At 34.5% G+C, this 23,985-nt stretch carries 26 protein-coding genes; 13 read left to right on the top strand and 13 right to left on the bottom strand.

All coding sequences use genetic code 11. The features are described 5' to 3' along the window. Window positions 1-2: 2 nt before the first annotated feature. From speB to pncA, 9 genes are all read right to left on the bottom strand, one after another. The gene (gene speB / locus CBG49_RS09425; protein ID WP_088594293.1) at window positions 3-872 is read right to left on the bottom strand and encodes an agmatinase; all 870 of its coding nucleotides are present in this window, start codon (window positions 870-872) and stop codon (window positions 3-5) included. 100 nt (window positions 873-972) lie between these two features. Then, complete coding sequence (locus CBG49_RS09420; protein ID WP_040361118.1) at window positions 973-1,341, bottom strand: DUF4293 domain-containing protein; 369 nt, start codon at window positions 1,339-1,341, stop codon at window positions 973-975. A gap of 56 nt (window positions 1,342-1,397) precedes the next feature. Next, window positions 1,398-2,303 (bottom strand): YitT family protein, encoded by a 906-nt coding sequence (locus CBG49_RS09415; RefSeq protein ID WP_009751121.1) that lies wholly within the window; start codon window positions 2,301-2,303, stop codon window positions 1,398-1,400. A gap of 85 nt (window positions 2,304-2,388) precedes the next feature. Beyond that, on the bottom strand, window positions 2,389-3,579 hold the full coding sequence (locus CBG49_RS09410) for a pyridoxal phosphate-dependent aminotransferase (protein WP_088594292.1): 1,191 nt from the start codon (window positions 3,577-3,579) through the stop codon (window positions 2,389-2,391). A 14-nt stretch (window positions 3,580-3,593) separates the two neighbouring features. Further along, window positions 3,594-4,418 (bottom strand): endonuclease/exonuclease/phosphatase family protein, encoded by an 825-nt coding sequence (locus CBG49_RS09405; protein WP_009751123.1) that lies wholly within the window; start codon window positions 4,416-4,418, stop codon window positions 3,594-3,596. 32 nt (window positions 4,419-4,450) lie between these two features. Beyond that, complete coding sequence (locus tag CBG49_RS09400) at window positions 4,451-5,233, bottom strand: hypothetical protein (RefSeq protein ID WP_227002864.1); 783 nt, start codon at window positions 5,231-5,233, stop codon at window positions 4,451-4,453. A gap of 7 nt (window positions 5,234-5,240) precedes the next feature. After that, window positions 5,241-6,593, bottom strand: coding sequence for a M14 family metallopeptidase (locus CBG49_RS09395; RefSeq protein WP_088594290.1), 1,353 nt, complete (start codon window positions 6,591-6,593; stop codon window positions 5,241-5,243). A 17-nt stretch (window positions 6,594-6,610) separates the two neighbouring features. Beyond that, a complete protein-coding gene (locus tag CBG49_RS09390; protein WP_088594289.1) occupies window positions 6,611-6,985 on the bottom strand; it encodes a hypothetical protein in 375 nt (124 codons plus the stop codon). A gap of 3 nt (window positions 6,986-6,988) precedes the next feature. After that, window positions 6,989-7,525 carry a bifunctional nicotinamidase/pyrazinamidase gene (gene pncA, locus CBG49_RS09385; protein WP_009751127.1) on the bottom strand — a complete coding sequence of 179 codons (537 nt, stop codon included), beginning with the start codon at window positions 7,523-7,525 and terminating at the stop codon, window positions 6,989-6,991. Window positions 7,526-7,602: 77 nt separating this feature from the next. Between pncA and CBG49_RS09380 the strand changes: the two genes are divergently transcribed. The 6 genes from CBG49_RS09380 to recN all read left to right on the top strand — a co-directional run bounded on the left by CBG49_RS09380 (window position 7,603) and on the right by recN (window position 14,115). Next, the gene (locus tag CBG49_RS09380; protein WP_088594288.1) at window positions 7,603-8,244 is read left to right on the top strand and encodes an O-methyltransferase; all 642 of its coding nucleotides are present in this window, start codon (window positions 7,603-7,605) and stop codon (window positions 8,242-8,244) included. A gap of 69 nt (window positions 8,245-8,313) precedes the next feature. Next, the gene (locus tag CBG49_RS09375) at window positions 8,314-9,864 is read left to right on the top strand and encodes a helicase HerA-like domain-containing protein (RefSeq protein WP_088594287.1); all 1,551 of its coding nucleotides are present in this window, start codon (window positions 8,314-8,316) and stop codon (window positions 9,862-9,864) included. Continuing rightward, window positions 9,864-10,409, top strand: coding sequence for a hypothetical protein (locus CBG49_RS09370; RefSeq protein ID WP_088594286.1), 546 nt, complete (start codon window positions 9,864-9,866; stop codon window positions 10,407-10,409). Before CBG49_RS09375 ends, CBG49_RS09370 begins: the two co-directional genes overlap by 1 nt. A 25-nt stretch (window positions 10,410-10,434) precedes the next feature. Beyond that, entirely contained in the window at window positions 10,435-11,559 is a 1,125-nt protein-coding gene (gene ribB / locus CBG49_RS09365; RefSeq protein WP_009751131.1) for a 3,4-dihydroxy-2-butanone-4-phosphate synthase, read from the top strand. A 10-nt stretch (window positions 11,560-11,569) separates the two neighbouring features. Continuing rightward, the gene (gene porD, locus CBG49_RS09360; protein ID WP_193433062.1) at window positions 11,570-12,451 is read left to right on the top strand and encodes a type IX secretion system protein PorD; all 882 of its coding nucleotides are present in this window, start codon (window positions 11,570-11,572) and stop codon (window positions 12,449-12,451) included. A gap of 5 nt (window positions 12,452-12,456) precedes the next feature. After that, the gene (gene recN / locus CBG49_RS09355) at window positions 12,457-14,115 is read left to right on the top strand and encodes a DNA repair protein RecN (RefSeq protein WP_088594285.1); all 1,659 of its coding nucleotides are present in this window, start codon (window positions 12,457-12,459) and stop codon (window positions 14,113-14,115) included. A 15-nt stretch (window positions 14,116-14,130) separates the two neighbouring features. Here the strand turns inward: recN and idi are convergent, their stop codons facing one another. Genes idi through lgt form a run of 3 tightly spaced genes read right to left on the bottom strand, consistent with a single transcriptional unit; the run spans window position 14,131 to window position 16,137 of the window. Further along, the gene (gene idi, locus CBG49_RS09350) at window positions 14,131-14,646 is read right to left on the bottom strand and encodes an isopentenyl-diphosphate Delta-isomerase (RefSeq protein ID WP_088594284.1); all 516 of its coding nucleotides are present in this window, start codon (window positions 14,644-14,646) and stop codon (window positions 14,131-14,133) included. Window positions 14,647-14,655: 9 nt separating this feature from the next. Next, a complete protein-coding gene (locus CBG49_RS09345) occupies window positions 14,656-15,168 on the bottom strand; it encodes a DUF192 domain-containing protein (RefSeq protein ID WP_088594283.1) in 513 nt (170 codons plus the stop codon). A gap of 18 nt (window positions 15,169-15,186) precedes the next feature. Continuing rightward, the gene (gene lgt, locus CBG49_RS09340; RefSeq protein ID WP_088594282.1) at window positions 15,187-16,137 is read right to left on the bottom strand and encodes a prolipoprotein diacylglyceryl transferase; all 951 of its coding nucleotides are present in this window, start codon (window positions 16,135-16,137) and stop codon (window positions 15,187-15,189) included. 110 nt (window positions 16,138-16,247) lie between these two features. Between lgt and CBG49_RS09335 the strand changes: the two genes are divergently transcribed. Then, window positions 16,248-16,781, top strand: coding sequence for an RsmD family RNA methyltransferase (locus CBG49_RS09335; RefSeq protein WP_088594281.1), 534 nt, complete (start codon window positions 16,248-16,250; stop codon window positions 16,779-16,781). Window positions 16,782-16,784: 3 nt separating this feature from the next. Here CBG49_RS09335 and CBG49_RS09330 read toward each other — a convergent pair whose 3' ends face one another. Then, window positions 16,785-17,471 carry a DNA alkylation repair protein gene (locus tag CBG49_RS09330; protein WP_088594280.1) on the bottom strand — a complete coding sequence of 229 codons (687 nt, stop codon included), beginning with the start codon at window positions 17,469-17,471 and terminating at the stop codon, window positions 16,785-16,787. A gap of 124 nt (window positions 17,472-17,595) precedes the next feature. Here CBG49_RS09330 and CBG49_RS09325 point away from each other — a divergent pair, with 124 nt between their 5' ends. The 6 genes from CBG49_RS09325 to CBG49_RS09300 all read left to right on the top strand — a co-directional run bounded on the left by CBG49_RS09325 (window position 17,596) and on the right by CBG49_RS09300 (window position 23,984). Continuing rightward, a complete protein-coding gene (locus CBG49_RS09325) occupies window positions 17,596-18,090 on the top strand; it encodes a phosphoribosyltransferase family protein (RefSeq protein WP_034555991.1) in 495 nt (164 codons plus the stop codon). A gap of 14 nt (window positions 18,091-18,104) precedes the next feature. Further along, window positions 18,105-19,961 (top strand): SLC13 family permease, encoded by a 1,857-nt coding sequence (locus CBG49_RS09320; protein WP_088594279.1) that lies wholly within the window; start codon window positions 18,105-18,107, stop codon window positions 19,959-19,961. A 41-nt stretch (window positions 19,962-20,002) separates the two neighbouring features. Further along, a complete protein-coding gene (locus CBG49_RS09315; RefSeq protein WP_088594278.1) occupies window positions 20,003-20,272 on the top strand; it encodes a DUF6722 family protein in 270 nt (89 codons plus the stop codon). Window positions 20,273-20,292: 20 nt separating this feature from the next. Beyond that, complete coding sequence (locus tag CBG49_RS09310) at window positions 20,293-21,447, top strand: cysteine desulfurase family protein (protein WP_088594277.1); 1,155 nt, start codon at window positions 20,293-20,295, stop codon at window positions 21,445-21,447. Window positions 21,448-21,573: 126 nt separating this feature from the next. Next, window positions 21,574-23,394 (top strand): DUF349 domain-containing protein, encoded by a 1,821-nt coding sequence (locus CBG49_RS09305; RefSeq protein WP_088594276.1) that lies wholly within the window; start codon window positions 21,574-21,576, stop codon window positions 23,392-23,394. 8 nt (window positions 23,395-23,402) lie between these two features. Then, window positions 23,403-23,984 (top strand): non-canonical purine NTP diphosphatase, encoded by a 582-nt coding sequence (locus CBG49_RS09300; RefSeq protein ID WP_088594275.1) that lies wholly within the window; start codon window positions 23,403-23,405, stop codon window positions 23,982-23,984. Window position 23,985 lies beyond the last annotated feature (1 nt).

Here is a 23,985-nt window from a genome sequence, read left to right as displayed (position 1 = left end):
TATTAGACACCTTTTTTCTTGTTATATTTAAAATAATAAGCTAACATTTTGTAGTAGAGTTTTGCAGCTAAGAAAGCAGTTGGTTTTGCTTGCGGACTATCCATTAGTTCTACAATATCAAATGCCACTACATTACATTTTTTAAACACTTTACGCAAGAGTTTGAGCGTAGGATACCATTGTAAACCACCTGGCTCAGGAGTTCCTGTTGAAGGTGCTATTGCTGGATCAAAAGCATCTAAGTCAATAGTGATATATATATTACCAGATACTTTGTCTAATACATCCTCTATCCAATTGTTATTTTTAGCAATTTCGTGAGCAAAGAACACACGACCTTTAGGCAAATATTGTTTTTCTTCTGCATCCATTGAGCGGATACCTACTTGTACCAATTTGTGCTTTCGGTTCGCTTCAAACACAGCACAAGCGTGATTAGAGGTAGAACCATGATACTCAGGACGTAAATCAGTATGAGCATCAAGTTGTAATACAGTGAGTTTTTCATATTTCTCACCTACAGCACGTATTGAACCAATAGACACTGAGTGTTCCCCACCAAAAAGAGTAAAGAGCTTATCTTCGTGCTTCAATAGTTCTTGGGTCTTTTCATAAACAGCTTGTGTCATTGTTTCAGGTGAACTACTTTCAGTTACTTCACCTGCTAAATACACTCCATTGAGGTAAGGTTCAGTATCAGTTTCAATATCGTATAACTCCATATTTTCTGAGGCATCTAAAAATAATTCAGGACCTTTGTCAGCTCCTTTGCCCCATGTAGATGTACCATCATAAGGTACTGTTACTAACATTACTTTGGCATTTTCCAGTGTTGCATTTTCCTCTGGAATTCCAGCATACGTTCTTTTCATTGTTTATATATTTAGCGAATAAAGTGCAAAGGTAATAAAAAAATCCTAAGTATATATACTTAGGATTTTTTTAACGCACAACACTACTAAGATTATAGGTCTATCGCAATCGGTCTGCAGATTTTACGAGCTTCTCGTCCCGTCTGATAGCCTTGTTGGCCATAAACAAAAAAACGATAGAAAGCACAGGTGCGAAAACCCCAACACCTTTCTCAGAAATAAAGCTTTCTCCAGGTGAGTTTAGCATTCGATATACAAATATTCCTAGTAAAGTAAAATTTATAAGTATATTCAGCCAGTTGAGCCACTGCTGAACACTTCTTTTCTTATATTTAAATATGCTGTAGATAGCCAATACAGCCGAAAGGGCAAAGACTATTGTTCTGATCCAATCCAACCCAAAAAGAACAGGAAGACCTGCTACTATTGCAACTATCAGCATATAAACTGTTTGTATTCTCTGAATCATCTGTTATTGTTTTTTTCAGTGGGCAAATATACTACTTTTCTTGAAAATAGGAAAAATTATTTCAATTTATCAAAGCCATTACCATAAACTCCCATAACATTTGTTTTGGTTACAAACGCTGAAGGGTCTATAGTACGTACTAAGCGGAAAATAGAAGTAGCTTCTGTTCTACGAGCAATTACAATCACTATTTTCTGTGAAGATTTAGAGTACCAACCAATACCATCAATAATAGTACAACCACGTTTTAGTTCACTATTGATATGGTTTGCAATTTCATCGTAGTGTTTTGAAAATATAAATAACTGCACTGATTGTCTTGCTCCATTGATAACAATCTCAACCATTTGCCACATCAGAGGAAGAAGGATAAGCCCATAAACAGTTTTTTCAATTGAATTGTCTTGATGTTCTAAAATGAAGAAAGAGGATAATACAATACACACATCCACTACCAAGAGAATACGTGCAATACTCATATTCCAATATTTAGTGAGTATAAATCCTATAATATCGGTACCACCAGTACTTCCATTAGCCGAATATACTAAACCTAAACCTGTGCCACAGAGTAAACCACCCATAATTACAGAAAGAAAATCACCACTCAAAGGAGGGTGTTCCAAAAAGTAAGGCATCAAATACTCTTTCCCTGCCCAAATCAATCCTGATAAAATAGATATGGAGATAAAAGTTCGGTAAGTGAACTGTTTGCTCACTGCCTTAAAACCTATTAATAAAAGGGTGATATTAATTGTCCAATAGGTAATAGCAAAATCTAACCCCAATTTGTAATTTAGGATAAGGCAAATACCTGCTAATCCTCCTGTTACTATCCCATTAGGCATTATAAAACCTGTAATACCCACAGCGTAAGATACTAACCCTACAAATATAGTAAGGTAATCTCTTAGATAAAAAGATTTTAAGTATTTAATAGTTCTACTCTCTGATATAGCCATTGATGTAAGAATTTAAAAGAATAAATGTTCTTATTTTTAAGAAACGGCGCAAAAGTAATACTTTTCATTGAATTGCCAAACAAAATTATTGCAAACTTTCTTTGATACGACAGATAGCTTCTCGCAAATCTTTCTCAGAAGCTGCATACGAGAAACGAATGCAATTAGCATCTCCAAAAGCTTCTCCTGTAACAGTAGCTACCATTGCTTCTTCTAATAGATATAAAGAAAAATCAGTAGCATTGTTTATAACGCGACCTCTTAAGGTTTTACCAAAGAAAGACGATATATCTGGGAACACATAAAAAGCTCCTTCAGGAATGTTGAGTTTAAAGCCTTCAATCTCATTTAAAAGTTGTAATACTAAGTCTCTTCGACATTTGAACTCATCTACCATATATTGTATTTTGCTCTTAGGAGCTTTTAAAGCCGCAATAGATGCTCGTTGTGCTATGGCGTTAGCACCACTCGTTACTTGTCCTTGTACTTTAGCACAAGCTTTAGCAATCCATTCGGGGGCTCCCATATAACCTATACGCCAACCTGTCATTGCAAATGCTTTAGACATTCCATTTACAGTAATAGTACGTTCATAAAGGCCATCGATTTCAGCAACACTAGTTACTCTCTCATTGGTAAAGTTGATATATTCATAAATTTCGTCAGAAAGAATGAAAATATGAGGATGTTTCCTAAGTACTACAGCAAGGGCTTCTAATTCGGATTTGCTGTAGATAGAACCACTAGGGTTACAAGGGGTATTGAACCATACCATTTTTGTTTTAGAAGTAATAGCAGCTTCTAACTGAGCAGGAGTTATTTTGAAGTTATTCTCAATGGTTGTGTGAACCTCTATTGGAATGCCTCCTGCCATTTTAGCTATTTCCTTATAACTCACCCAATAAGGTGCAGGAAATATCACCTCGTCACCAGTATTGAGCATCGCCAAAGCTACATTTGCCAAGCATTGTTTAGCTCCCGTAGAAACTACAATTTGTGAAGGTTTGTAATTGAGATTGTTGTCTCTTTTGAACTTTTTACAAATTGCCTCTCTCAGCTCCAAATACCCGTCAATAGGTGTGTATTTGCTGTAATTTTGCTGTATAGCCTCAATAGCGGCATCTTTTATAAAATCAGGAATATCAAAATCGGGTTCACCTAAGCTAAGACCGATGATATCCTTGCCTTCAGCTTTGAGTTCTCGTGTTTTAGCTGCCATTCCTAAGGTAGCCGAAACTTCCATAGCATTGATACGGTCGGATAAATACTGTTTCATATCGTTTTGTTATTTTATTTTAGTTGTAATTGTACCCATACAGGTAAGTGGTCAGAGGGATAGAGACCATCGATGCGGGTTTCTATAATTTTGTATTGTTTGATTTTAATAGATTTTTCTGTAAAAATGAAATCTATATGTCCTTTCAGTGGCTCATCGGTTTTAAAGGCATTGAAAGTACCCATATTAGGTGTTTTATTAGTGGGAGATAACTGAGTATCATACAGCTGTGTTGCTATCTTTTGTACAGCAGGATGTTCAGTAGGAAGATTGAAGTCACCCATTAAAATAACTTTCCCATTTTTGGCAATTTCTTTGATTTTTCGCAAAACTAAGTCAGCACTTTGTATTTGAGCTACTTTACCTTCGTGGTCAAAATGAAGATTGAATACCCAAAAGGTCGTTTTTTTGTCTTTGAGTTTCACCCAAGAACAGATGCGATTACAGCAAGTAGCATCCCAACCTAAGGAGGGAACATCAGGTGTTTGAGAGAGCCAAAAGTTACCTTTATCAAGTAAGACAAAACGATTTTTTTTGAAGAAGATAGCTGAGTGTTCACCAGCTTCTTTACCATCATCACGTCCCACACCTTCACGTTGATAAGTAGGAAAACGCTCTTCCAAAAATTTAAGCTGATGAGCTAAGGCTTCTTGTACCCCAAAGATATCAGGATTTGCATCGTTGATAATGGTAAATACCTTTTCTTTTCTATTGCCTTCTGTCCAAGAGTTTATACCATCGTAGTTGTTGTCATAGCGAATATTGTAAGTCATTACGCTTAAGTTTTGTGCTACAGTAAGAGCTGGTAAAATACATAAAATAAATAATAATTGTTTCATATAAGTCAGATATTTTATAAGGTCGTATTTTATTAATCTGGAGCATTAATTGTTAGAGTAACTCCTTTATTTCCTTCTTTATAAATCTTGTAATCAATACTTCCTGCTGATTCAATCCAGAGCATATTCACTGTTATACTATCTTTATACAATCGATATTTAATTTCTATAGATTTATTTTTAGTGAATAATGTATCTTTTTTTGGTAATTTCTTTAATAAATTCTGATCTTTTTCAACTGCTCTAAGAGAATCATATAAGGCAGTAAAGTTTGTAACATTAGGGTATTCACATATAGTAGTAAAAGTGAAATTATGATGGTTAGCTATATCTTTACAATTTTTGCGTTTTTCATTAACTTTCTTTTCTATTTGAGATGATACTCCACAAAATGTTTCAAAATCGTATTGGTCTAACAAAGAAGTGTTAAACTTTAGCTCTTTAGGGTTATCGGGATCTGAAAAAATATCATAAAGTTTCTTCTCAGTAACATTCAATTGCAACCAACCTATAGGCATTGTCTTGCTATCTCCATCAGTAGGAAGGTATACGCACATAGTAATGTTATCTAACTCTGCTTCATCTATATAGAGATAACAATCGGCAATAGATACTTCAGCTAAAGGAATAAAATTTGAAGAGCGCATCACTTTTGTAAGCCATTCTTCACAAGAAAGTTGTTCTTTTTGAGAAATGGTATCAGAAATAGAGGTAGACAGTTCCTTTTCTGAGGTTTCTTCTTTAGATTTTTGTTTGCAAGAAGAAATCAGTAAGATACAACATAAGAAGATAAAATAATTAGTTATGTTCTTCATAATACTATTACTCTTTTCGGTAAATTGGATAAATAATTTTATTTTCTTCTTGTACTCCTTCTCCAAAAATACTATCAAAAAAGTTCCAGTTGAAGAAAGAATCAGCAGCAGTAGGTTCCAAGGTTTCTAACAAATATCGTTTGGCAAACTGTGAAGTAGGTACCACATAATCACCTTTGTAAAGCTGCATTTTTTCTTTATGATTACTTACTTGGGTGTCATAATGTAAATAATGCCCTTCAAATGGATGTGTTATAGTCTTAAAGTCTTCTATTTGATAATAATTTACATTCATCAAAGTATCTTTTGTGAGCTCTTTCATTTCTATATTGTGAGCGTTGAGTCGTGCAATTACTTGTTGCCACGCTTTGGGAATTATGTAGTATTCAGATGATACTTCTTTAGCATATGTCTGAGCTTGTTTTATTTTTAGTTGTTTAATATACTGATTATCAGCATCGGCAACTTCTATAATAGTTTTCATAGTTTCATAGTTAGCTTCTACCCGTTGTTTATACGATTGAAATATATGAGTATTTAAGCGAATACCTATACAATTCCAAAGTGAAGCATAGCCAATAGCATTGTTTGCTCTGCCGATAGTATCATCAACAATTAAACGTCGAAAAGGTTTGTGAAGTGTATCTTTTTTGAAAATATCACTTCTATTCAGGAGGGTATCAGCAAGGCGTGGTGTCAATACATTTTCAATATACCCTCCTAAGAAAGCTCCTAACTTTTGTTTGTTAGAAAATGAGTAGCTAAGAGTGTATTGATACTCTTCTTTTCGGCTTACTTGGTTGTCTATAAAAATATCGGGTTGTATTTCTTGAAAGATTTTAGCGAAAGATAAAGTATTTTCTACATCAGCTTTTACAAAATCGTTGTCTAAATTATAGTGAGCAGCACTCTCTTTCCTGTTTTCTTGCATTCCTCCTATATTATAGACAGGAATGGTTACTACCATCACATTCCCAGAAAGTTTGATTTCATTTTGGGCTAAATTACGGAAAAGCAACATCGTAGCGTCCACTCCGTCAGGTTCATCGCCGTGAATTGCATTGTTGATGAAGATAATAGTTCGTTCTTTGCGGTATTTATTGAAGTTAAATTCAGCATCAGGGCTGTATATCACCAAATGCAAGGGTACACCATTATCAGTTTGTCCCATTGTTTTGAAAGATATAGAAGCAAAGTCTTGCGAAAGTTGTTTGTAATAATCAATCACTTCCTCATACGAAGAGCTTTTTAAACCATCTTTATTTTCAAAGGGAGTTTCATATTTCTCAGGAGACGAAAAAAAATGAGTTTCGCAACTTGCAAGGAGTAAGGCTGATAGTATGTAGGTGATATATTTCATTTTATACAATTCATTTTTTACTTTTTAGTATCTGATACCCAATAGTATTTCCCATATTTTTCATTAGGAAGTACTTTTATAAGCCATTTCGTATTGGTATATGTTCCTGTTTCATTCAAAACTACAATACCATCAGCTAATAGATTATCTGGATTATTATTTTCATCAGAGTCAAAATCAAAAACAGAAACTTGCATTCCTTCTTTCAAGCTTATTTCATTGCCATTAGAATCTGTTTTTATATCAGCTTGTGATAGGAAATATAAATCCTCCCAAGGGGTATTAAAGTCTATCCATATTCTTGGTTTATCCAGTAAAGAAGGATCACATTCAGCACCTTTTTGTACATATACAATTGCACCTTCTCTCTGATATGAAATTATTTGAGCCATTTCTTAATTAATAGATCTTATTCCTTTGTCAAACAAATTTACTTTGTAGCCCAAGGCTTTGGCATCATTGGCACTATAAGCTACACAAAAATCACCTGCTAAACCACAAAATACGAGTTCTGTAATACTTTTGTCCTGCAAAAAGCCGTGCAAGCCCGTATTATTAAGTTTGTTATTATCAAAAAAAGCACTGTAACTATCTATTTCGGGGTTCATTCCTTTTCTAAAAATGGCTGATATAGGTCTTATGTCGAGGTCTTTATGTAGTTGAGCACCAAAAGTCCCTTGCACACAGTGGTCTGGCCACAGTATTTGCTCTATACCATTTAACTGAACTACATCAAAAGGCTTTTTACCCTTATGCTGACTTGCAAAACTTTTATGGGTAGCAGGGTGCCAATCCTGAGTAGCAACTACAAGGTCATAACCTTTCTGCATTTCTGCATTGATAAAAGGTATAATTTGATCTCCTTCTTTCACAGGTAAAGATCCTGTAGGCATAAAGTCATTTTGTACATCAATGATAACGAGTGCTTTCATATAGTCGTGAATTTGCGCCCAAAATTACAATATTTTCTAATATTATTACTATCTTTGCCCTAAAAAATATTTTGCTAATGCACTTTTTATCAGAAGATTTAGAAAATTATGCCAACGAACATACTGATAATGAGCCTCTTTTGTTGCAAGAACTCAGTAAGCGTACACACCTTAGTGTACTCCAACCACGAATGATTAGTGGGCATTTACAAGGGCGTTTTCTCAGTTTATTATCTAAGTTAGTACAGCCTAAAGTTATTTTGGAAATAGGTACTTATACGGGCTATGCTACCCTTTGCTTGGCAGAAGGATTATCAACGAATGGAGTACTACATACTATTGATATCAAAGAAGAACTCATCGACTTGCAACGTGAATTTTTTGACCGTAGTGGCTATGGAAGTCAAATAGTACAACATCTCGGTAAAGCTGCCGATATTATTCCTACTCTCAACACTACTTTTGACCTTGTTTTTATTGATGCTGATAAACAAAACTACAGTCTTTATTTTGATTTGGTTATCGAAAAAATGAACCGAGGTGGCATCATTCTTTCGGACAATGTGTTGTGGAGTGGTAAGGTAGTAGAAGAAGTAAAACACAACGATAAGCATACTCAAGCACTAATGATATATAATCAGAAGTTAAAAGATGATCCACGGATGGAGACAGTGTTATTGCCTATTCGTGACGGCATTACGGTATCAAGAATAAAATAAGGAAAATTTGTATATTTCGATAAAAGTATGTATCTTTGTCGCTTGAAACGCTTTAGATAATTAAATGAAATGACTAATATAGAATCTTTTAGAGAAACTATTACTAACGGCTATACCTTTAAAGGTGATGCCATCATCTTAGGTGGTGCAGTATACGAAGGGCAACCTATTGAAAATGCTTTAGTAAAACTACCTTTAAAAACTTTAAACCGCCACGGGCTTATTGCAGGAGCTACAGGTACAGGGAAAACTAAAACACTACAAGTAATTGCTGAAAACCTTTCTAAAAAAGGTGTTCCAGTACTTTTAATGGACTTGAAAGGTGACCTCAGTGGGATTGCAGTATCGGGTGAAGTAAAACCTTTTATTTTAGAACGATTAGGAAAAATAGGATTAGATTTTCAACCACAAGCTTTTCCTACCGAATTACTTACTATTTCAGCTCAGAAAGGAGTGCGTATGCGCGCTACTATTTCAGAATTTGGTGCTGTATTGCTCTCACGTATCTTAGACCTAAGCGATATACAAGAGGGCGTTCTCGCAGTTGTATTCAAATACTGTGATGACCACGCATTACCTCTTTTAGACCTCAAAGATCTCAAAAAAATTCTTCAATATGCTACTGAAGAGGGCAAAACAAGTTTTGAAAAAGAATATGGTTCTATCTCTAAAACCTCTACCAGTGCAATCTTGCGTAAATTAGTAGAGTTAGAACATCAAGGTGCTGATCTTTTCTTTGGAGAGCGCAGTTTTGACCCTCAAGACTTATTGCGTACAAACAACCAAGGTGAAGGCTATGTGAATATCATTAGACTTACTGATATACAAGATCGTCCTAAGATGTTTTCTACCTTTATGTTGAGTCTGTTAGCCGAGATATACACTACTTTCCCAGAAGTAGGTGATATGGAGAAACCAAAATTGGTTATCTTTATAGATGAGGCACATCTTATTTTCAATGAAGCATCAAAAACCCTTCTCAACCAATTAGAAAATATTGTAAAACTCATACGTTCTAAGGGTGTAGGATTGATATTTTGTACTCAAAATCCAACAGATATACCTGATGCAGTGCTCTCACAGTTAGGTATGAAAGTACAACACTCACTTCGTGCATTCACAGCTAAAGATCGTAAAGCTATTAAGCTAATCGCTGAAAATTATCCTTCATCAGAATTTTACGATACTACAGAAACTCTTACAACACTTGGTACGGGAGAGGCTTTAGTGACTGCATTAAACGAAAAAGGAATCCCTACACCTTTGGTAGCCACAATGATGCGTGCTCCTATGAGTAGAATGGATATACTTACCGATACCGAAATAGAAAACCTTGTAAATAACTCTGAATTGGTACGCAAATACAACGAAGTTATCGATCGTGAAAGTGCTTATGAGTTACTCAATAAAAAAATTGAAGAAGTTCACGAGGAAGAACAAAAGCAAAAAGCAGCAAAAGAAGAAGCTGATAGAGCAGAGAAAGTAGAAAAAACATCATCAAACAACAATTCTAAAGCTCCAGCAAAACGCTCAGGACAAAACGCATTAGTAAAAATGGTAACCAGTGCTACCTTTATACGAGGTGTATTAGGAATATTGAACAAAATTATCAAAAAATAATGAAAAAGCTTATCATCACCGCTATAGCCTTGATCGGGCTTACTGCTTGTAACAACAGCAAAAATAATTTTCTCATTACTAATAACAGTATAGGGGTACTTCAAAAAAATACACCTATACAAAAATTAGATTCTATTTTTGCTAAAGATTCAATTGTAAATTCTAATGTGGAAGGAGAGTTGCGTTATGCAAGTTCTGAGCGTATTACAATCCTTAGCAAGGATGGTAAAGAACTTCTTGAAATCACACCTACTACCAATGAAAAAGGCGTAGAAGTGATAGAGAGCGTGCTAGTACTCTCTCCTTTGTACACTACTGAAAAAGGTATATCATTAGAGAGTACTTTCAAAGATGTGAAAGATAAATACCCTGATTTAGAAATACAACCCTCTATTAGTAGTGTGCTCGTTACTCCTAAAGGTCAAAATTTCTATTTTACATTCGATAAAACTGCAATCAAAACTGCTTTCGGTCTTGCTGATAATATCTCTAAGGGCGATATAGAAGAGAGCGCAAAAATCAAACATATCACTATCAACTTTTAAAGTTAAGTTATATATTATATAAAAAATGAATAATTTTAAACTAAACAGCATAGAAGAAGCTGTAGAGGATATAAAAAAAGGAAAAGTAATCATTGTAGTAGATGATGAAAACCGTGAAAATGAAGGAGACTTCATAGCAGCAGCTGAGAAAGTAACTCCAGAAATGATTAACTTTATGATTACTCACGGTCGCGGATTAGTATGTGCGCCACTTACTGAAAAACGATGTGCAGAGTTAGACCTACCAATGATGGTGCAGAACAATACCGTACTACACGAAACTCAGTTCACTGTATCAGTGGATTTGAAAGGAAATGGTTGTACTACAGGTATTTCAGCTTTCGATAGGGCTAAAACTATCCAAGCATTGGTAAATCCTGAAACTAAACCATTTGATTTAGGACGCCCAGGTCATATATTTCCACTCCGTGCTAAACAAGGAGGTGTGTTACGCCGTTCAGGACATACTGAAGCTGCTATAGACCTCACACGTATAGCAGGGCTTTATCCTGCAGGTATTTTAGTAGAAATACTTAATGAAGATGGTACGATGGCTCGCTTACCTCAATTGGTAGAAGTAGCTAAAAAGTTTGATCTTAAAATCATATCTATAGAAGACCTCATTGCCTATCGTATGCGCAAAGATACTTTAGTGGTAAAAAAAGAAGACTTCTTATTGCAAACTCCTTATGGAGAATTTCGCTTGCGTGCTTATGAGCAAACTACTAACAAACAAATCCATTTGGCTTTTACAAAAGGCACTTGGAAAAATGATGAAGCTGTTCTCACTCGTGTACATGCTTCGTTTATTAGTAATGACATTTTAGAAGTGTTAGCAGGTGATAAAGATAATCCATTAGAACGCATCTTTAAGAAAATAAACGAGGAAGGCAAAGGTGCTGTAATTGTAATCAATAAAGAAAGGTATTCTCAGAACCTATTACAACATATTACTCAAATGAAGGAAAACCAAAAAGGAAATCCTCTACCTCAAATAGATAAAGACACTAAAGATATAGGTATGGGAGCTCAAATACTCAATGATTTAGGTATTCGTAAATTGCGATTGCTTAGCAATTCTAAAAATGCGTCAAATTATGTAGGTATGTCAGGCTACGGACTTGAAATCACAGAAGAAATTCCTTATTAAAAACAATTTGATGAAAAAAATACTATTCTTTTTTGTATTATTCAGTTGTGTTTTTACTCATTCACAAGAGCTCAATGCTATAGTAACAGTAAATACACAGCAAGTGAATTTGAGTAATCGTTCAGTATTCAAAACTTTAGAAAAGTCATTGCAAGAGTTTATCAATCAAACGCGATGGACAGATATAAAGGTGCGTGAAAACGAGCGATTGCGTTGTAGTTTTACATTGGTGATTACTAAGTTTGAAAATACACGTTATGAGGCTACTCTTTTGGTACAATCGTCGCGACCTGTGTACAATAGTGCTTATCAATCACCTATTTTTAACTTGCAAGATAAAGAAGTATCTTTTGAATATCAAGAATTTGCACCACTTTCATTTAATGAAAGTACTTTTGAGTCTAATCTTACTTCAGTAGTTGCTTACTATGCTTATTTGTTATTAGGCTTTGATGCTGATACTTTTTCAGAAAAAGGAGGGTATCCTTATTTTATCAAAGCCAAACAGATTGCTAATTTAGGACAAAATAGTGGCTATGAAGGATGGAGAGATAATGGCAGAAATAATCGGTTTTCACTTATAAATGAACTTATTTCTGAGAATTATGACGATTACCACAAAACTCTATACCAATACCACCGTTTAGGCTTAGACCAAATGAGTTCTAATGAAAAACAAGCTAAAGAAACAATTCAAACTGCTATTTTATTATTAGATAAAATACCAAGTCTTCGCCTTAATTCCTATGCAATGACACTCTTTTTTAATGCAAAAACTGACGAAATTGCAGCTATTTTTGCAGGTGGAGTAATGGTAGATACTAAAAAACTAAAAGAAACCTTACAAAAATTAGCCCCTACCCAAGGTGCCAAATGGGGAGAAATTAAATAACGACTATGCTCACATCTCTTTCTATAAAAAACTATGCTCTTATAGATGACTTGAAAGTAGATTTTCCTGAAGGTTTTATTATTATCACAGGTGAAACAGGTTCAGGTAAATCAATTATGCTTGATGCTCTCTCTCTTATTTTAGGGAAACGTGCCGATATGGCTTCCCTTCGTAATAAAGATGAAAAATGTGTAATAGAAGCAGAATTTTCACTACAAAAATACAGCTTCCAATCGTTGTTTAACGAATTAGATCTTGACTATGATTCACAAACAATTATTCGTCGAGAGATACTCCCTTCAGGTAAATCAAGGGCTTTTGTAAACGATGTTCCTGCTACTTTAGAAGTACTTTCTCGTTTAGGAGAACTTTTGGTAGATATTCACTCTCAGCATCAAACTTTGGCCTTGAGCGATATTTCTTTTCAGTTTGAAATTATTGATACTATGGCTGATGATCAAGCACTTCTTACAGCATATTCACAGCTTCATCAATTATTAAAAAAGGAACAGAAAAAATTACAAGAACTTATCGAATTTCAAAAAAATGCGACTAAGGAATATGATTATAATCTACACCAATTAAAAGAATTTAAATCAGTTACATTAGAAGAAGGCATTTTGGAGGAATTAGAAGAGAGTTATCAAGAAGCTTCAAATATAGAAGATATAAAAGAAAGTGTAGCAGAAAGTATACAGTTGCTTAATGATGAAGAGGTAGGGATACTCAATAAATTACGTGAACTCAAGCGCGCATTTTCTAATCTTGCAGAATACAAACAGCAATACAGAGAACTCTATGAACGTATAGAATCAGCATTTTTAGAACTCGAAGATTTGAACAGTGAAATAGCCTATATAGACGAAAATATAGAAACTGATCCTGAGAGTTTGGAGGAAATATCGGCTCAACTCAACAAAATATATGCACTTCAAAAGAAACACAAAGTAACTACAGTTGCTGAACTTATTAAAATTCAGAAGGAATTAGAACAAGCTGTGTCTAAAACTGAAAGTGTGGATATAGATCTCAATCAACAGCAAAAAGTAGTAGAAGCTCAAAAGCTTGCTACCCTTGAGAAAGCCACCGAGATTCACAATGCACGTGAAAAGGTAATTCCTGCTTTAGATGAGAAACTTACGTACTTTATGCACGAACTCGGTATGCCAAATGGTAAATTTGCCATAGAACTCAAAGCTACTGATAGTTTCTTTACTAATGGTAATGATGAGCTATCATTTCTATTTTCAGCTAATAAAGGTGGAGACTTTGGTACTTTGAAAAAAGTAGCTTCAGGAGGGGAACTTTCACGTATAATGTTAGCAGTAAAAGCTATTATGGCAGAGCATACTGCATTGCCTACTATAATGTTTGACGAAATAGATACAGGAGTGTCTGGAGAAATTTCTCAGAAAATGGGTGATATAATGAAAGCGATGAGTAAAAACCGACAAGTATTTGCAATTACTCACTTACCGCAAATAGCTGCTAAAGGAAATTATCACTTTAAGGTATTTAAAGAAGATGAGAATGGCATGACTACAACACATTTGAAATTACTCACTGAAGAAGAACGTATTACTGAACTATCAGAAATGTTAGAAGGTAAAAATAGTGGAGTTTCAGCACGAAACCACGCAATAGAGTTATTAAAAAAGGGATGATTAATCATCCCTTTTTTATTGACTAATCTGATCGTAGAATTTATCAAAAATAATCTTAAACCATTCAGTATATTGATGAGGAAATTTTGTAATATCAGCTTTGATGTTTTTAGGAGATTTCCAACGCCAATTGGATACTTCGTCAGGATTAATAATAGGTGAATCGTTGTAATAACCTATAAGAATATGGTCGAGTTCGTGTTCAGTAAGCCCATTGTCAAAAGGAGCTTTGTAAATAAAACTTAACACTTCACTAAGCTCTGTAACAAATCCCATTTCCTCTTGTAATCGGCGTTTACCAGCTTCAATAGTAGTCTCTCCTTCACGTGGATGACTGCAACAAGTGTTTGTCCACAAATTAGGAGAATGGTACTTATTAGCAGCTCTTTGTTGCAGCATAATCTCCCCTTTATCGTTAAGTATAAATACAGAGAAAGCCCTATGCAATAGTGCTTTTTGATGTGCTTCAAGCTTCTCCATCAAGCCTATAGGGTTGTCTTGTTCGTCTACTAATATTACTTTTTCTTCCATCGTAAAGGTTTATTTTACTTCTACCCTATCACCTTTATCAATTCCCCATTTATCGGCTAAACCTCCATTAATTTCGAGTACATACATCGCAGGTTTTTCTGAAGGTAAAGAAGTTTCATCGTATGGCCGGGCGTTTTTAGCAATACTTACTACCTTCTTATCTTTGTCTAAATAGATAATATCCAAAGAAATTTCAGTGTTTCTCATATAAAAAGAGCGTGGTGCTTCTTCAGAGAATATAAACCACATTCCTTGATGTTCATCCATTGAAGAACGATACATCAATCCTAAGGAACGTTCCATTTCATTTTTTGCAAACTCTACATCAATGGTTTGGATAAGAGAATCGTTTTTGAAAATAGAAAGCTCTCCATCTTTAGTAAACTGAATGTCATCAGGAGTAATCTCTACGATTTGTTCAGTTTTATTACTGCCAAAAAAACGAGGCAAAATGAGAGCGATTGCAGCTAAGGCAACTAATGCTAAAGCTACTGTTACAAAGTGTTTTCTAAAAAATTGCATTTTTGTTTTTGAATATAATTATACTTTTTGTGTTTTTCTAAATAGTAAATAAAAGCCTGCTATGATAAATGGAATGCTCAGCCATTGACCTGTAGAAAGTAAACCTAAAGAACTTTCAAATCCTCCTTGACTTTCTTTTACAAATTCTACCGCAAAACGGATGCTCCACAAAGCTATTAAGAAAAGACCGAAAATAAAGTAGGGTTTATTTTTTTTGTTAGTTTTCCAATACACGTACCACAATACCCAAAACAGACAGAAATAACCAAAGGCTTCATATAGTTGTGCAGGGTGTTGATAAGGAATGGAAGCTAATATTTCGGAGAAACGTGGGTCGTGAGCAATGAGTTGGTAAGCCGATTGTGGGTCAGATTGTTGAGTGATTTCCATTGCTTGGCGTGGAGAGATAGCTCCTCCTTGTACAAATTTGACCCCTAAAGGAAAAGTGTCACTTACTTCTTTACCATTGATTTCAGAATTGAAAAAATTCCCAAAGCGTACAAACATTCCTCCAATAGTAATAGGAATTACTACACGGTCTAATATCCATGATAGACTGATATCTTTATATTTACGTACATATAGTATCATAGCGATAATAATCCCTATGGCAGCTCCGTGACTTGCTAAACCTGAAAAGCCTGTAGGTTCCCAACCGCCACCGGGTTTCTCTTTAATAGGTAAAAAGATTTCGAGCAAGTGGTCTTTGAAATAATCCCAATTGTAAAATAAGCAATCACCTAAGCGTGCACCTACTAAGGTAGCAACTGCTGTATAGACAAATAAAGTATCAAGCTGTTGTATAGTTTTACCTTCGTTGAGGTATATTTTTTTAGTCAGATACCACCCCAAGCTAAAAGCGACGATAAACATTAAGCTGTAATAACGAAGAGAAAATGAGCCTACAATAGGTAAGTTTATAGTAGCGAGAATCTCATTAGAATTCCATATAAAATTTAAAGCAATCATATAGTGATAGTTTTGAGGGCGTAAAAGTACAACTTTTTATTGAATGCACAAGCAATTTGTATGTATTCGTATTTTTTAGTACTTTTGTCGCCTGATATAATTAATAAAAAATGCGCATCATTTCAGGAAAAAATAAAGGTAAACAACTGATAGCTCCAGCCAAACTCCCTGTTCGACCTACGACCGATTTTGCCAAGGAGGCTTTGTTCAATATTCTTAACAACTATTACTATTTTGATGAACTTTCAGTACTTGACCTTTTTGCGGGTACAGGAAATATCAGTTATGAATTTGCTAGCAGGGGGTGTCCTTCACTTATTGCAGTGGATAGTCATAGTGGTTGCGTGCAGTTTATTAACAAAACAGCACGTGAGCTTGACTATCCTATCACAGTGCTCAAAGCTGATGTGTATGAATACCTCAAACGCACTGTACAGCGTTTTGATGTAATTTTTGCTGACCCTCCTTATGAACTTCCTATAGAAAAATTTACTGAGATTGCCGAACTTATTTTTGAAAGAGATTTTCTCAATGAAAATGGTACTCTCATTATAGAACATTCTTCTCGTACTGACCTTTCAAATTTACCTCACTTTGTAACCTCTAAAAAATATGGAGGTTGTGTGTTTAGTATGTTTGAATAATTTTCAATTTGGCAATTTAAATTGAAGTAAATATTCTTTTGTTTCAGCTGAAATACGCAAACTCTCTCTCGCCTTTTGTATGGTTTTGTTTTGTACAAAAGGCGTAAGTGTTTTAGCTTCTATATAAGGGATAGTAGTCTTGTATTGTTTAGCTAAAGCTGTAGCGAAATACCACGCTATCATCATATTGATGTAATATTCTTCTGAACGTATGGCAGCTACCCAATCTAAATGAGTTGTTTTAAAATGCTCATCTAAGTAATTAGAGAGTAATACTCCAATAGCATAACGCACCGTATAAGTTTCGTTACTTTTGAGCCATTGTTGAACATAACTCAACACCTCTTCAGGGTATTTCAAGAAAATTTTAGGGGCAAAAATATCACAAGTAGCCCAATTGTCAATATATGGTAAAAATTGTGTAGTGTACTGCATAGTCTTTTCGAAATCCTTTATTTGTGCTATGATAAAGGCATGCAGATTGTTCTCTTCGTAGTAATAATGAGGCAGTTTTTCTAAGAAAACCATAGCCTCCTTAGGTTGTTGTTTTAGTAATTCTTTAGCTAAAGAGCGTATTGCTGGGGTTCGTACTCCAATGATACATTCTTTATCAATGGTAGGAATAAGTTTAGCTGTAAAATCGCGGTAAGGAATATCAGCTAAAGTTAGAAGACGTTCTGTTATAAACATAATGATAAATAATTGGTGAGGCAAATGTACAAAATAAATGATAAATGATAGAAGTTCAGATAAAAAATCTTGCTTTTTATGGAAATAGTTTGTAACTTTGTCGCCTTTAATAAATTATATGTATATGACACAAATATTAAATCACGCCGATATTGAACACAAGATAAGGCGCATTGCTTATCAAATTTATGAAACACATCTTAATGAAGAGGAAATCGTGTTAGCAGGTATCAATGGCAATGGATATGTATTTGCAGAGAAACTTGCAGTAGCATTGGCAGGTATTTCACCTTTAAAAGTGGTTTTATGCCAAATTATAATGGATAAAAAAAATCCATTGATAGGTACTACGATTTCTATTCCTGCTGAACAATATACTGATAAAGCAGTGATAGTGGTAGATGATGTGCTCAATTCAGGACGTACACTTATCTATGGAGTGAAACACTTCTTAGAAGTACCTCTAAAACGACTCACAACAGCAGTGTTAGTGAATCGCAATCATAAAGATTATCCTATAAAAGCTGATTTTAAAGGTATTTCATTATCTACTTCCTTACAAGAACACGTTTCAGTAACTTTTGAGCCAAGTAATTATAGTGTAGATTTGTCGAATTAATCATTTAATTTGTTATGTACACAACACTCATCATTCTCTTTATATCAGCCTTGTTTTTTATGAGCGGTAAAGTCCGTTCCGATTTGGTAGCAATGTGTGCCTTAGTGCTTTTAGTACTTTTTGGTATCCTTACACCCGAACAAGCCTTGTCAGGTTTTTCGGATAAAGTAGTGGTGATGATGATAGGGCTTTTTGTAGTAGGAGGTGCTATCTTCCAAACGGGATTGGCAAAGATGATGAGCAGTAAAATCTTGCGTTTAGCAGGTAATAGTGAGGTGAAGCTCCTTGTTCTGGTGATGCTTGTTACAGCTTTTATTGGAGCTTTTGTAAGCAATACAGGCACAGTAGCCTTGATGATGCCTATTATTGTGAGTATGGCGATGAGTGGTAATATCAATAGTAGTAGATTGCTGATGCCTATGGCTTTTGCCAGTAGTATGGGCGGTATGATGACGCTCATCGGTACACCTCCTAACTTAGTAATCGATGGAGAGTTAGTGAAAAATGGCTATGACAAACTCACTTTTTTCTCATTCACCCCTGTAGGATTGATATGTTTATTAGTTGGGATGTTAATATTGATACCTATTACTAAAATCTTTTTAACTAAGAAAGGAGAAGGAGGAAGTGACAAAGGCAAGGGAGGAAAATCTCTGAGTGACTTAGTAGGTGAATATCAATTATCTAAGAACTTATATCGCGTATTGGTAAGCGAAAACACTTTATTCAAAGGAAAGACACTTAAAGAAATAAACCTTTCACAACGTTATCATATTTCAGTATTAGAAATTAGGCGCAAGCCTACTTCTAATAACCCTTTCTTTAAAACAGGTAATCAGGAGGTTGTAAATGCTGATACTGTAATTTATGAAGGAGATATTCTTTATTTACGAGGTGATTTTGAGTCAATTGAACAAATGAATACCGAAAATCATTTGGACTTCCTTGATACACACCATCCTGAACAACGCTTACCTAATGAATTACACTTTCACGATATAGGGATAGCTGAAGTGTTGATAATGCCCGCTTCTAAATTAGTAAATACTCGTGTTAGTGATAGCAAACTGCGTGAGCACTTTGGGCTTAATATCTTAGGTATTCAACGTAAGGATACCTATATTTTACAAAACTTGAAAGACGAAAAGATGCACGCAGGTGATATATTATTAGTACAAGGAACTTGGGATCATATAGCCAAGTTAGATGCCGAAAGAAGTCAGTTAGTAGTATTAGGTCAACCTCTTGCCGAAGCATCGAAAGTAACCCTCACTCATAAAGCTCCTATAGCAGCCTTGATAATGGTAGCAATGGTAGTAGCGATGATGTTCGATTTTATTCCTATAGCTCCTGTAACAGCTGTGCTTATAGCCTCTCTTCTAATGGTTATTTCAGGAGCTTTACGCAATATCGAAGCAGCTTACAAAACAATTAACTGGGAGAGTATTGTGCTTATAGCAGGTATGTTGCCAATGGCATTAGCCTTAGAAAAAACAGGAGTATCTGCTTTAGTGTCTAATGCATTAGTAGGAAGTTTAGGCGATAAAAGTCCATATATACTATTAGCAGGGGTATATTTCACCACTTCATTAATGACGATGTTTATTAGTAATACAGCCACAGCAGTACTTTTAGCACCTATTGCTATGAAAACAGCTTTATCGTTAGGTTTACAACCTCAAGCATTTATGTTTGCAGTAGCTGTAGGAGCGAGTATGTGTTTTGCTTCACCATTTTCTACTCCACCCAATGCTTTAGTAATGTCGGCAGGACGTTATACATTTTCCGATTATGTAAAAGTAGGCTTACCGTTACAAATTATTATGGGGATTGTAATGGTATTTGTTTTACCACTATTATTTCCATTTTGATAAAAAGTTGTATCTTTGCCGAAAATTATTAAAAATAAAGAATGAAAAAAAGAATTTCAGATTTTTTGTTAGACGTTTCTAAATACGTATTTGCAGGCTTGTTAATAGCTCCATTATTTAACTCTTCTTTTATGTGTAATGAAGCTTGCTGGTGTGCTTTTACAGTCGCTATATTAGCTTTTATAGTAGGACTTTTCCTTTCTAAACAGAAAAAAGGATTAGGAAATAAAAATAACAACAACCGCAATAAAAATTATCGCAAAAATAATAATAACAACAGGAATAATAATACTACTTCCAACAAAGCATAACAATTTCTCCTTCAAAAACTATGAAAGTCTATTTTGATAATGCGGCTACTACTTCCCTTTATCCTGAGGTTGTAGAAAAGATAACAGAAGTATTGAATACTACTTATGGTAATCCATCATCTACTCACGCCTTAGGGCGTGGTGCAAAATCACTTATTGAATACAGTCGCAAGCAAATAGCGAAAGAACTAAAAGCTTTACCCTCTGAAATTATTTTTACTTCAGGGGGTACTGAAGCTGATAATTTTATTCTTCACAGTTGCATACGTGATTTACACGTACAAGTAGTTATTTCTTCACTTATAGAACATCACGCTGTACTACATACTTTAGAGGTATTAGCTAAGGAATACCCTATACAAATAGTTTATGTGAATCTTACGGAAAGAGGAGAGATAGATCTTCAACATTTAGAAAACTTACTCGAACAATATATTGGAAAAAAAGTATTAGTAAGTTTGATGCATCTAAACAATGAAATAGGAAATATTTTACCTTTAAAAAAGGTTGCTACACTTTGCAAAGAAAAAGGAGCCTATTTTCATTCTGATACAGTACAATCTGTAGGGCATTATCCTATTAACTTACAAGAGATTCCTGTAGATTTTATCACAGCTTCAGCTCATAAGTTTCACGGACCTAAAGGAGTGGGGTTTGCTTTTATCAGAAAAGGTATAGCTTTACACGGCAGTATTACTGGAGGAGAACAAGAAAAAGGTTTGCGCGCAGGTACAGAAGCTGTACATAATATAGCGGGTATGGAAGTAGCTTTTAGCTTGTGTTATAAGAATTTAGAAGAGAATACTGAAAAACTCAAAAACTTGAAACAATATTTTATACATCAACTCAAACATCATTTTCCTGAGATAGTATTCAACGGGACATCAGAGAGTTTAGAGGAAAGTAGTTATGCTATAGTGAATGTAGGCTTTCCTACATTACAACAGCAAGATAACACTTTGCTTTTTCAGTTAGATCTAAAAGGTATTGCCTGCTCAAAAGGAAGTGCTTGCCAAAGTGGTAGCGTGCAAGTTTCACACGTATTATCGGCTTTTATGCCAAAAGAAGCACTACAATATCCTTCGTTGCGCTTCTCATTTTCAGCATTTAATACAATAGAAGAAGTAGATTTTTTTATAGAGAATCTTAAAGAAATCTCCCTTAATAAATACTGATAATAAACTACTTATGTTTATTATAGAGAATAAAAGTGAAAATATTTTCAAAAAAAAGTAGGTATTTCAAAATATTGTTGTAATTTAGTAGCGTTTTTAAACAATAGTTGTATTTAAATCTTAGATATGTCAGAGGAAAAAAACACATTAGCCATAGAGGACAATCGTTTAGAAGAAGCTTCATTTGTAAATTATGAAGCAATGTCTCTTAGTGAATTGACTAAAGAGTTGAAAGAACTGCTCCTTACCGAGAAAACTCAAGCTATCAAAAAACAAGTGGATGCTATCCGCTATGAATTTGATAAAAAGTACGATGCGCTGGTAGAAGAGAAAAGAGAAGAGTTTATTGCCGATGAAGGTGAACTTCATAACTTTTCTTATGAAATTCCTATCTATAAGGAGTTCTATACAGCTTTCAATAACTATCGTGAAAAGCGCAATCAGTACTACAAGGAAATGGAAAAAACTCATAAGGAAAACCTTGTTAAGCGCCGAGAAATTATAGAAGAACTAAAAAACCTTATCAAAACAGAGGAACACATAGGCACAACTTTTAAGCAATTCCAACAATTGCAAGAACGCTGGCGCAGAGCAGGAGCTGTTTCTAACGCCGATTATGAAGACTTGTGGAATACCTACCACCACCACGTAGAAAATTTCTATGACTATATCCACCTAAGTAAAGATTTACGTGATATTGACTTCAAACGCAATTTGGAAGAAAAATTAAAAATCATTCAACGAGCTGAAGCTCTCGCTCAAGATGATGTAGATGCACTACTTGCCTCACGTGAGCTACAAGTGCTACATCGTATTTGGAAGGAAGAAATAGGCCCTGTAGATAAAGAACACCGTGAGAGTATATGGCAACGTTTCAGCGAACTGACAAAAAAAATACACGACAAACGCCAATATTACCTCAAAAATTTAGATAAAATATATGAGGAAAATGCTGTGAAAAAACAAAGCATTATTGAACGTATTAAAAAATTAGGAGAAAAAGAACCTACTACACATAATGCTTGGAAGCAACTCTCTAAACAAGTAGAAGAATTGCGCCAAAACTTCCTAAATGTAGGAAAAGTACCTTTGCAACAAGCTGATGAAGTATGGAAAGCTTTTAATGTAGCTTTGCGAAGCTTCAACAAAAAGAAAAACCAGTTCTACAAAATTCTTAAAAAAGAACAACAAGAAAATTTAACCAAAAAATTAGCTTTAGTAGAAATAGCTAAAGCAAACCAAAATAGCACTGACTGGGAAACTACTACTGAATTGATGAAAAATATTCAGAAAGAGTGGAAAGAAATAGGAAGTGTACCTCTTAGAAATACCGAAAAAATTTGGAAAGAGTTCAAAAAGGCTTGTGACACCTATTTTACTCGTTTGGCAGAAGCAATCCAACATTCTAAGAATAAAGAAAATAATGCTCTTGAGCAAAAGAAAGCTTTCTTGGACAAACTGAAAGAATACCAATTAAGCACTGATAGAGATAGGGAAATAGAAACCTTACAAAATTTTGTGAATGAATGGAATGCTTTAGGAACTACTCATCATTCTAAGAGAACTATCGATATCAAATTCCACAAAATAATCGATGCATTGTACAAAAAACTCAATTTTGATAAACAAGAAATTGAGATTATTAAGTACAACAATAAATTGGAACGACTTATCAATGATGATAATGAGAATTCTCTCAACAATGAGGTGATTTTTGTAAAACGTCGTATTGAGGAACTCAAATCGGAAGTATTACAATTGGAAAATAATTTAGCTTTCTTTGGTAATATTGATGAAAAGAATCCATTGGTACGTGATGTGATTAAGAACATCAATAATCAAAAAGAGGCTCTTAAAACGTGGGAAAATAAACTTCGAGAACTGAAACATTTACAAAAAACACAATTAGCTGAAACAGCTCAAGAAAATACAGAAGAAAAGGAATAGTTTTAGTTGTGAAATTAGTATTTGCTACCCATAACCAGCATAAATTAAGGGAAATACAAGCCCTTTTACCTCCAAACATTCAATTGTTGAGTTTGGATGACATTAGCTGTAATGAGGATATTCCTGAAACAGCTACTACCATTGAGGACAATGCCTTACTAAAAGCACAATACGTTCAAAAACAGTATCACTGTAATGTTTTTGCTGATGATACAGGGTTAGAAGTCCAAGCATTAAATAATGCTCCAGGGGTATATTCAGCACGTTATGCAGGTGAACACAAAAGCGATGTGGATAATGTACAATTGCTTTTGAAAAATATGGAGGGAATCTCTTGTCGAGAAGCTCAATTTAAAACTGTTATAGCCTTGTGCTTAGAAGGTGTTGTATATACTTTTGAGGGTATTGCAAAAGGAAATATAAGCACAACTCCTATAGGAACTAATGGTTTTGGATATGACCCTATATTTATTCCTGAAAACTCTGATAAAACTTTTGCTGAACTCACTCAAGACGAAAAAAATCGTATCAGTCACCGTGGAAAAGCTTTTGGAAAGTTGTTAGATTTTTTAAATCAAAAAATTCAGTAAG

The organism is Capnocytophaga endodontalis (assembly GCF_002209445.1).
Taxonomy (GTDB): domain Bacteria; phylum Bacteroidota; class Bacteroidia; order Flavobacteriales; family Flavobacteriaceae; genus Capnocytophaga; species Capnocytophaga periodontitidis.
Note: the sequence above shows the minus strand (reverse complement) of the source record. Positions and strands in the feature narration are given on the sequence as shown.

What these genes read in the sequence shown, in the direction of transcription:
- speB (WP_088594293.1), bottom strand. Translation starts at nt 872, where the DNA reads ATGAAAAGAACGTATGCTGGAATTCCAGAGGAAAATGCAACACTGGAA.
- CBG49_RS09420 (WP_040361118.1), bottom strand. Translation starts at nt 1,341, where the DNA reads ATGATTCAGAGAATACAAACAGTTTATATGCTGATAGTTGCAATAGTA.
- CBG49_RS09415 (WP_009751121.1), bottom strand. Translation starts at nt 2,303, where the DNA reads ATGGCTATATCAGAGAGTAGAACTATTAAATACTTAAAATCTTTTTAT.
- CBG49_RS09410 (WP_088594292.1), bottom strand. Translation starts at nt 3,579, where the DNA reads ATGAAACAGTATTTATCCGACCGTATCAATGCTATGGAAGTTTCGGCT.
- CBG49_RS09405 (WP_009751123.1), bottom strand. Translation starts at nt 4,418, where the DNA reads ATGAAACAATTATTATTTATTTTATGTATTTTACCAGCTCTTACTGTA.
- CBG49_RS09400 (WP_227002864.1), bottom strand. Translation starts at nt 5,233, where the DNA reads ATGAAGAACATAACTAATTATTTTATCTTCTTATGTTGTATCTTACTG.
- CBG49_RS09395 (WP_088594290.1), bottom strand. Translation starts at nt 6,593, where the DNA reads ATGAAATATATCACCTACATACTATCAGCCTTACTCCTTGCAAGTTGC.
- CBG49_RS09390 (WP_088594289.1), bottom strand. Translation starts at nt 6,985, where the DNA reads ATGGCTCAAATAATTTCATATCAGAGAGAAGGTGCAATTGTATATGTA.
- pncA (WP_009751127.1), bottom strand. Translation starts at nt 7,525, where the DNA reads ATGAAAGCACTCGTTATCATTGATGTACAAAATGACTTTATGCCTACA.
- CBG49_RS09380 (WP_088594288.1), top strand. Translation starts at nt 7,603, where the DNA reads ATGCACTTTTTATCAGAAGATTTAGAAAATTATGCCAACGAACATACT.
- CBG49_RS09375 (WP_088594287.1), top strand. Translation starts at nt 8,314, where the DNA reads ATGACTAATATAGAATCTTTTAGAGAAACTATTACTAACGGCTATACC.
- CBG49_RS09370 (WP_088594286.1), top strand. Translation starts at nt 9,864, where the DNA reads ATGAAAAAGCTTATCATCACCGCTATAGCCTTGATCGGGCTTACTGCT.
- ribB (WP_009751131.1), top strand. Translation starts at nt 10,435, where the DNA reads ATGAATAATTTTAAACTAAACAGCATAGAAGAAGCTGTAGAGGATATA.
- porD (WP_193433062.1), top strand. Translation starts at nt 11,570, where the DNA reads ATGAAAAAAATACTATTCTTTTTTGTATTATTCAGTTGTGTTTTTACT.
- recN (WP_088594285.1), top strand. Translation starts at nt 12,457, where the DNA reads ATGCTCACATCTCTTTCTATAAAAAACTATGCTCTTATAGATGACTTG.
- idi (WP_088594284.1), bottom strand. Translation starts at nt 14,646, where the DNA reads ATGGAAGAAAAAGTAATATTAGTAGACGAACAAGACAACCCTATAGGC.
- CBG49_RS09345 (WP_088594283.1), bottom strand. Translation starts at nt 15,168, where the DNA reads ATGCAATTTTTTAGAAAACACTTTGTAACAGTAGCTTTAGCATTAGTT.
- lgt (WP_088594282.1), bottom strand. Translation starts at nt 16,137, where the DNA reads ATGATTGCTTTAAATTTTATATGGAATTCTAATGAGATTCTCGCTACT.
- CBG49_RS09335 (WP_088594281.1), top strand. Translation starts at nt 16,248, where the DNA reads ATGCGCATCATTTCAGGAAAAAATAAAGGTAAACAACTGATAGCTCCA.
- CBG49_RS09330 (WP_088594280.1), bottom strand. Translation starts at nt 17,471, where the DNA reads ATGTTTATAACAGAACGTCTTCTAACTTTAGCTGATATTCCTTACCGC.
- CBG49_RS09325 (WP_034555991.1), top strand. Translation starts at nt 17,596, where the DNA reads ATGACACAAATATTAAATCACGCCGATATTGAACACAAGATAAGGCGC.
- CBG49_RS09320 (WP_088594279.1), top strand. Translation starts at nt 18,105, where the DNA reads ATGTACACAACACTCATCATTCTCTTTATATCAGCCTTGTTTTTTATG.
- CBG49_RS09315 (WP_088594278.1), top strand. Translation starts at nt 20,003, where the DNA reads ATGAAAAAAAGAATTTCAGATTTTTTGTTAGACGTTTCTAAATACGTA.
- CBG49_RS09310 (WP_088594277.1), top strand. Translation starts at nt 20,293, where the DNA reads ATGAAAGTCTATTTTGATAATGCGGCTACTACTTCCCTTTATCCTGAG.
- CBG49_RS09305 (WP_088594276.1), top strand. Translation starts at nt 21,574, where the DNA reads ATGTCAGAGGAAAAAAACACATTAGCCATAGAGGACAATCGTTTAGAA.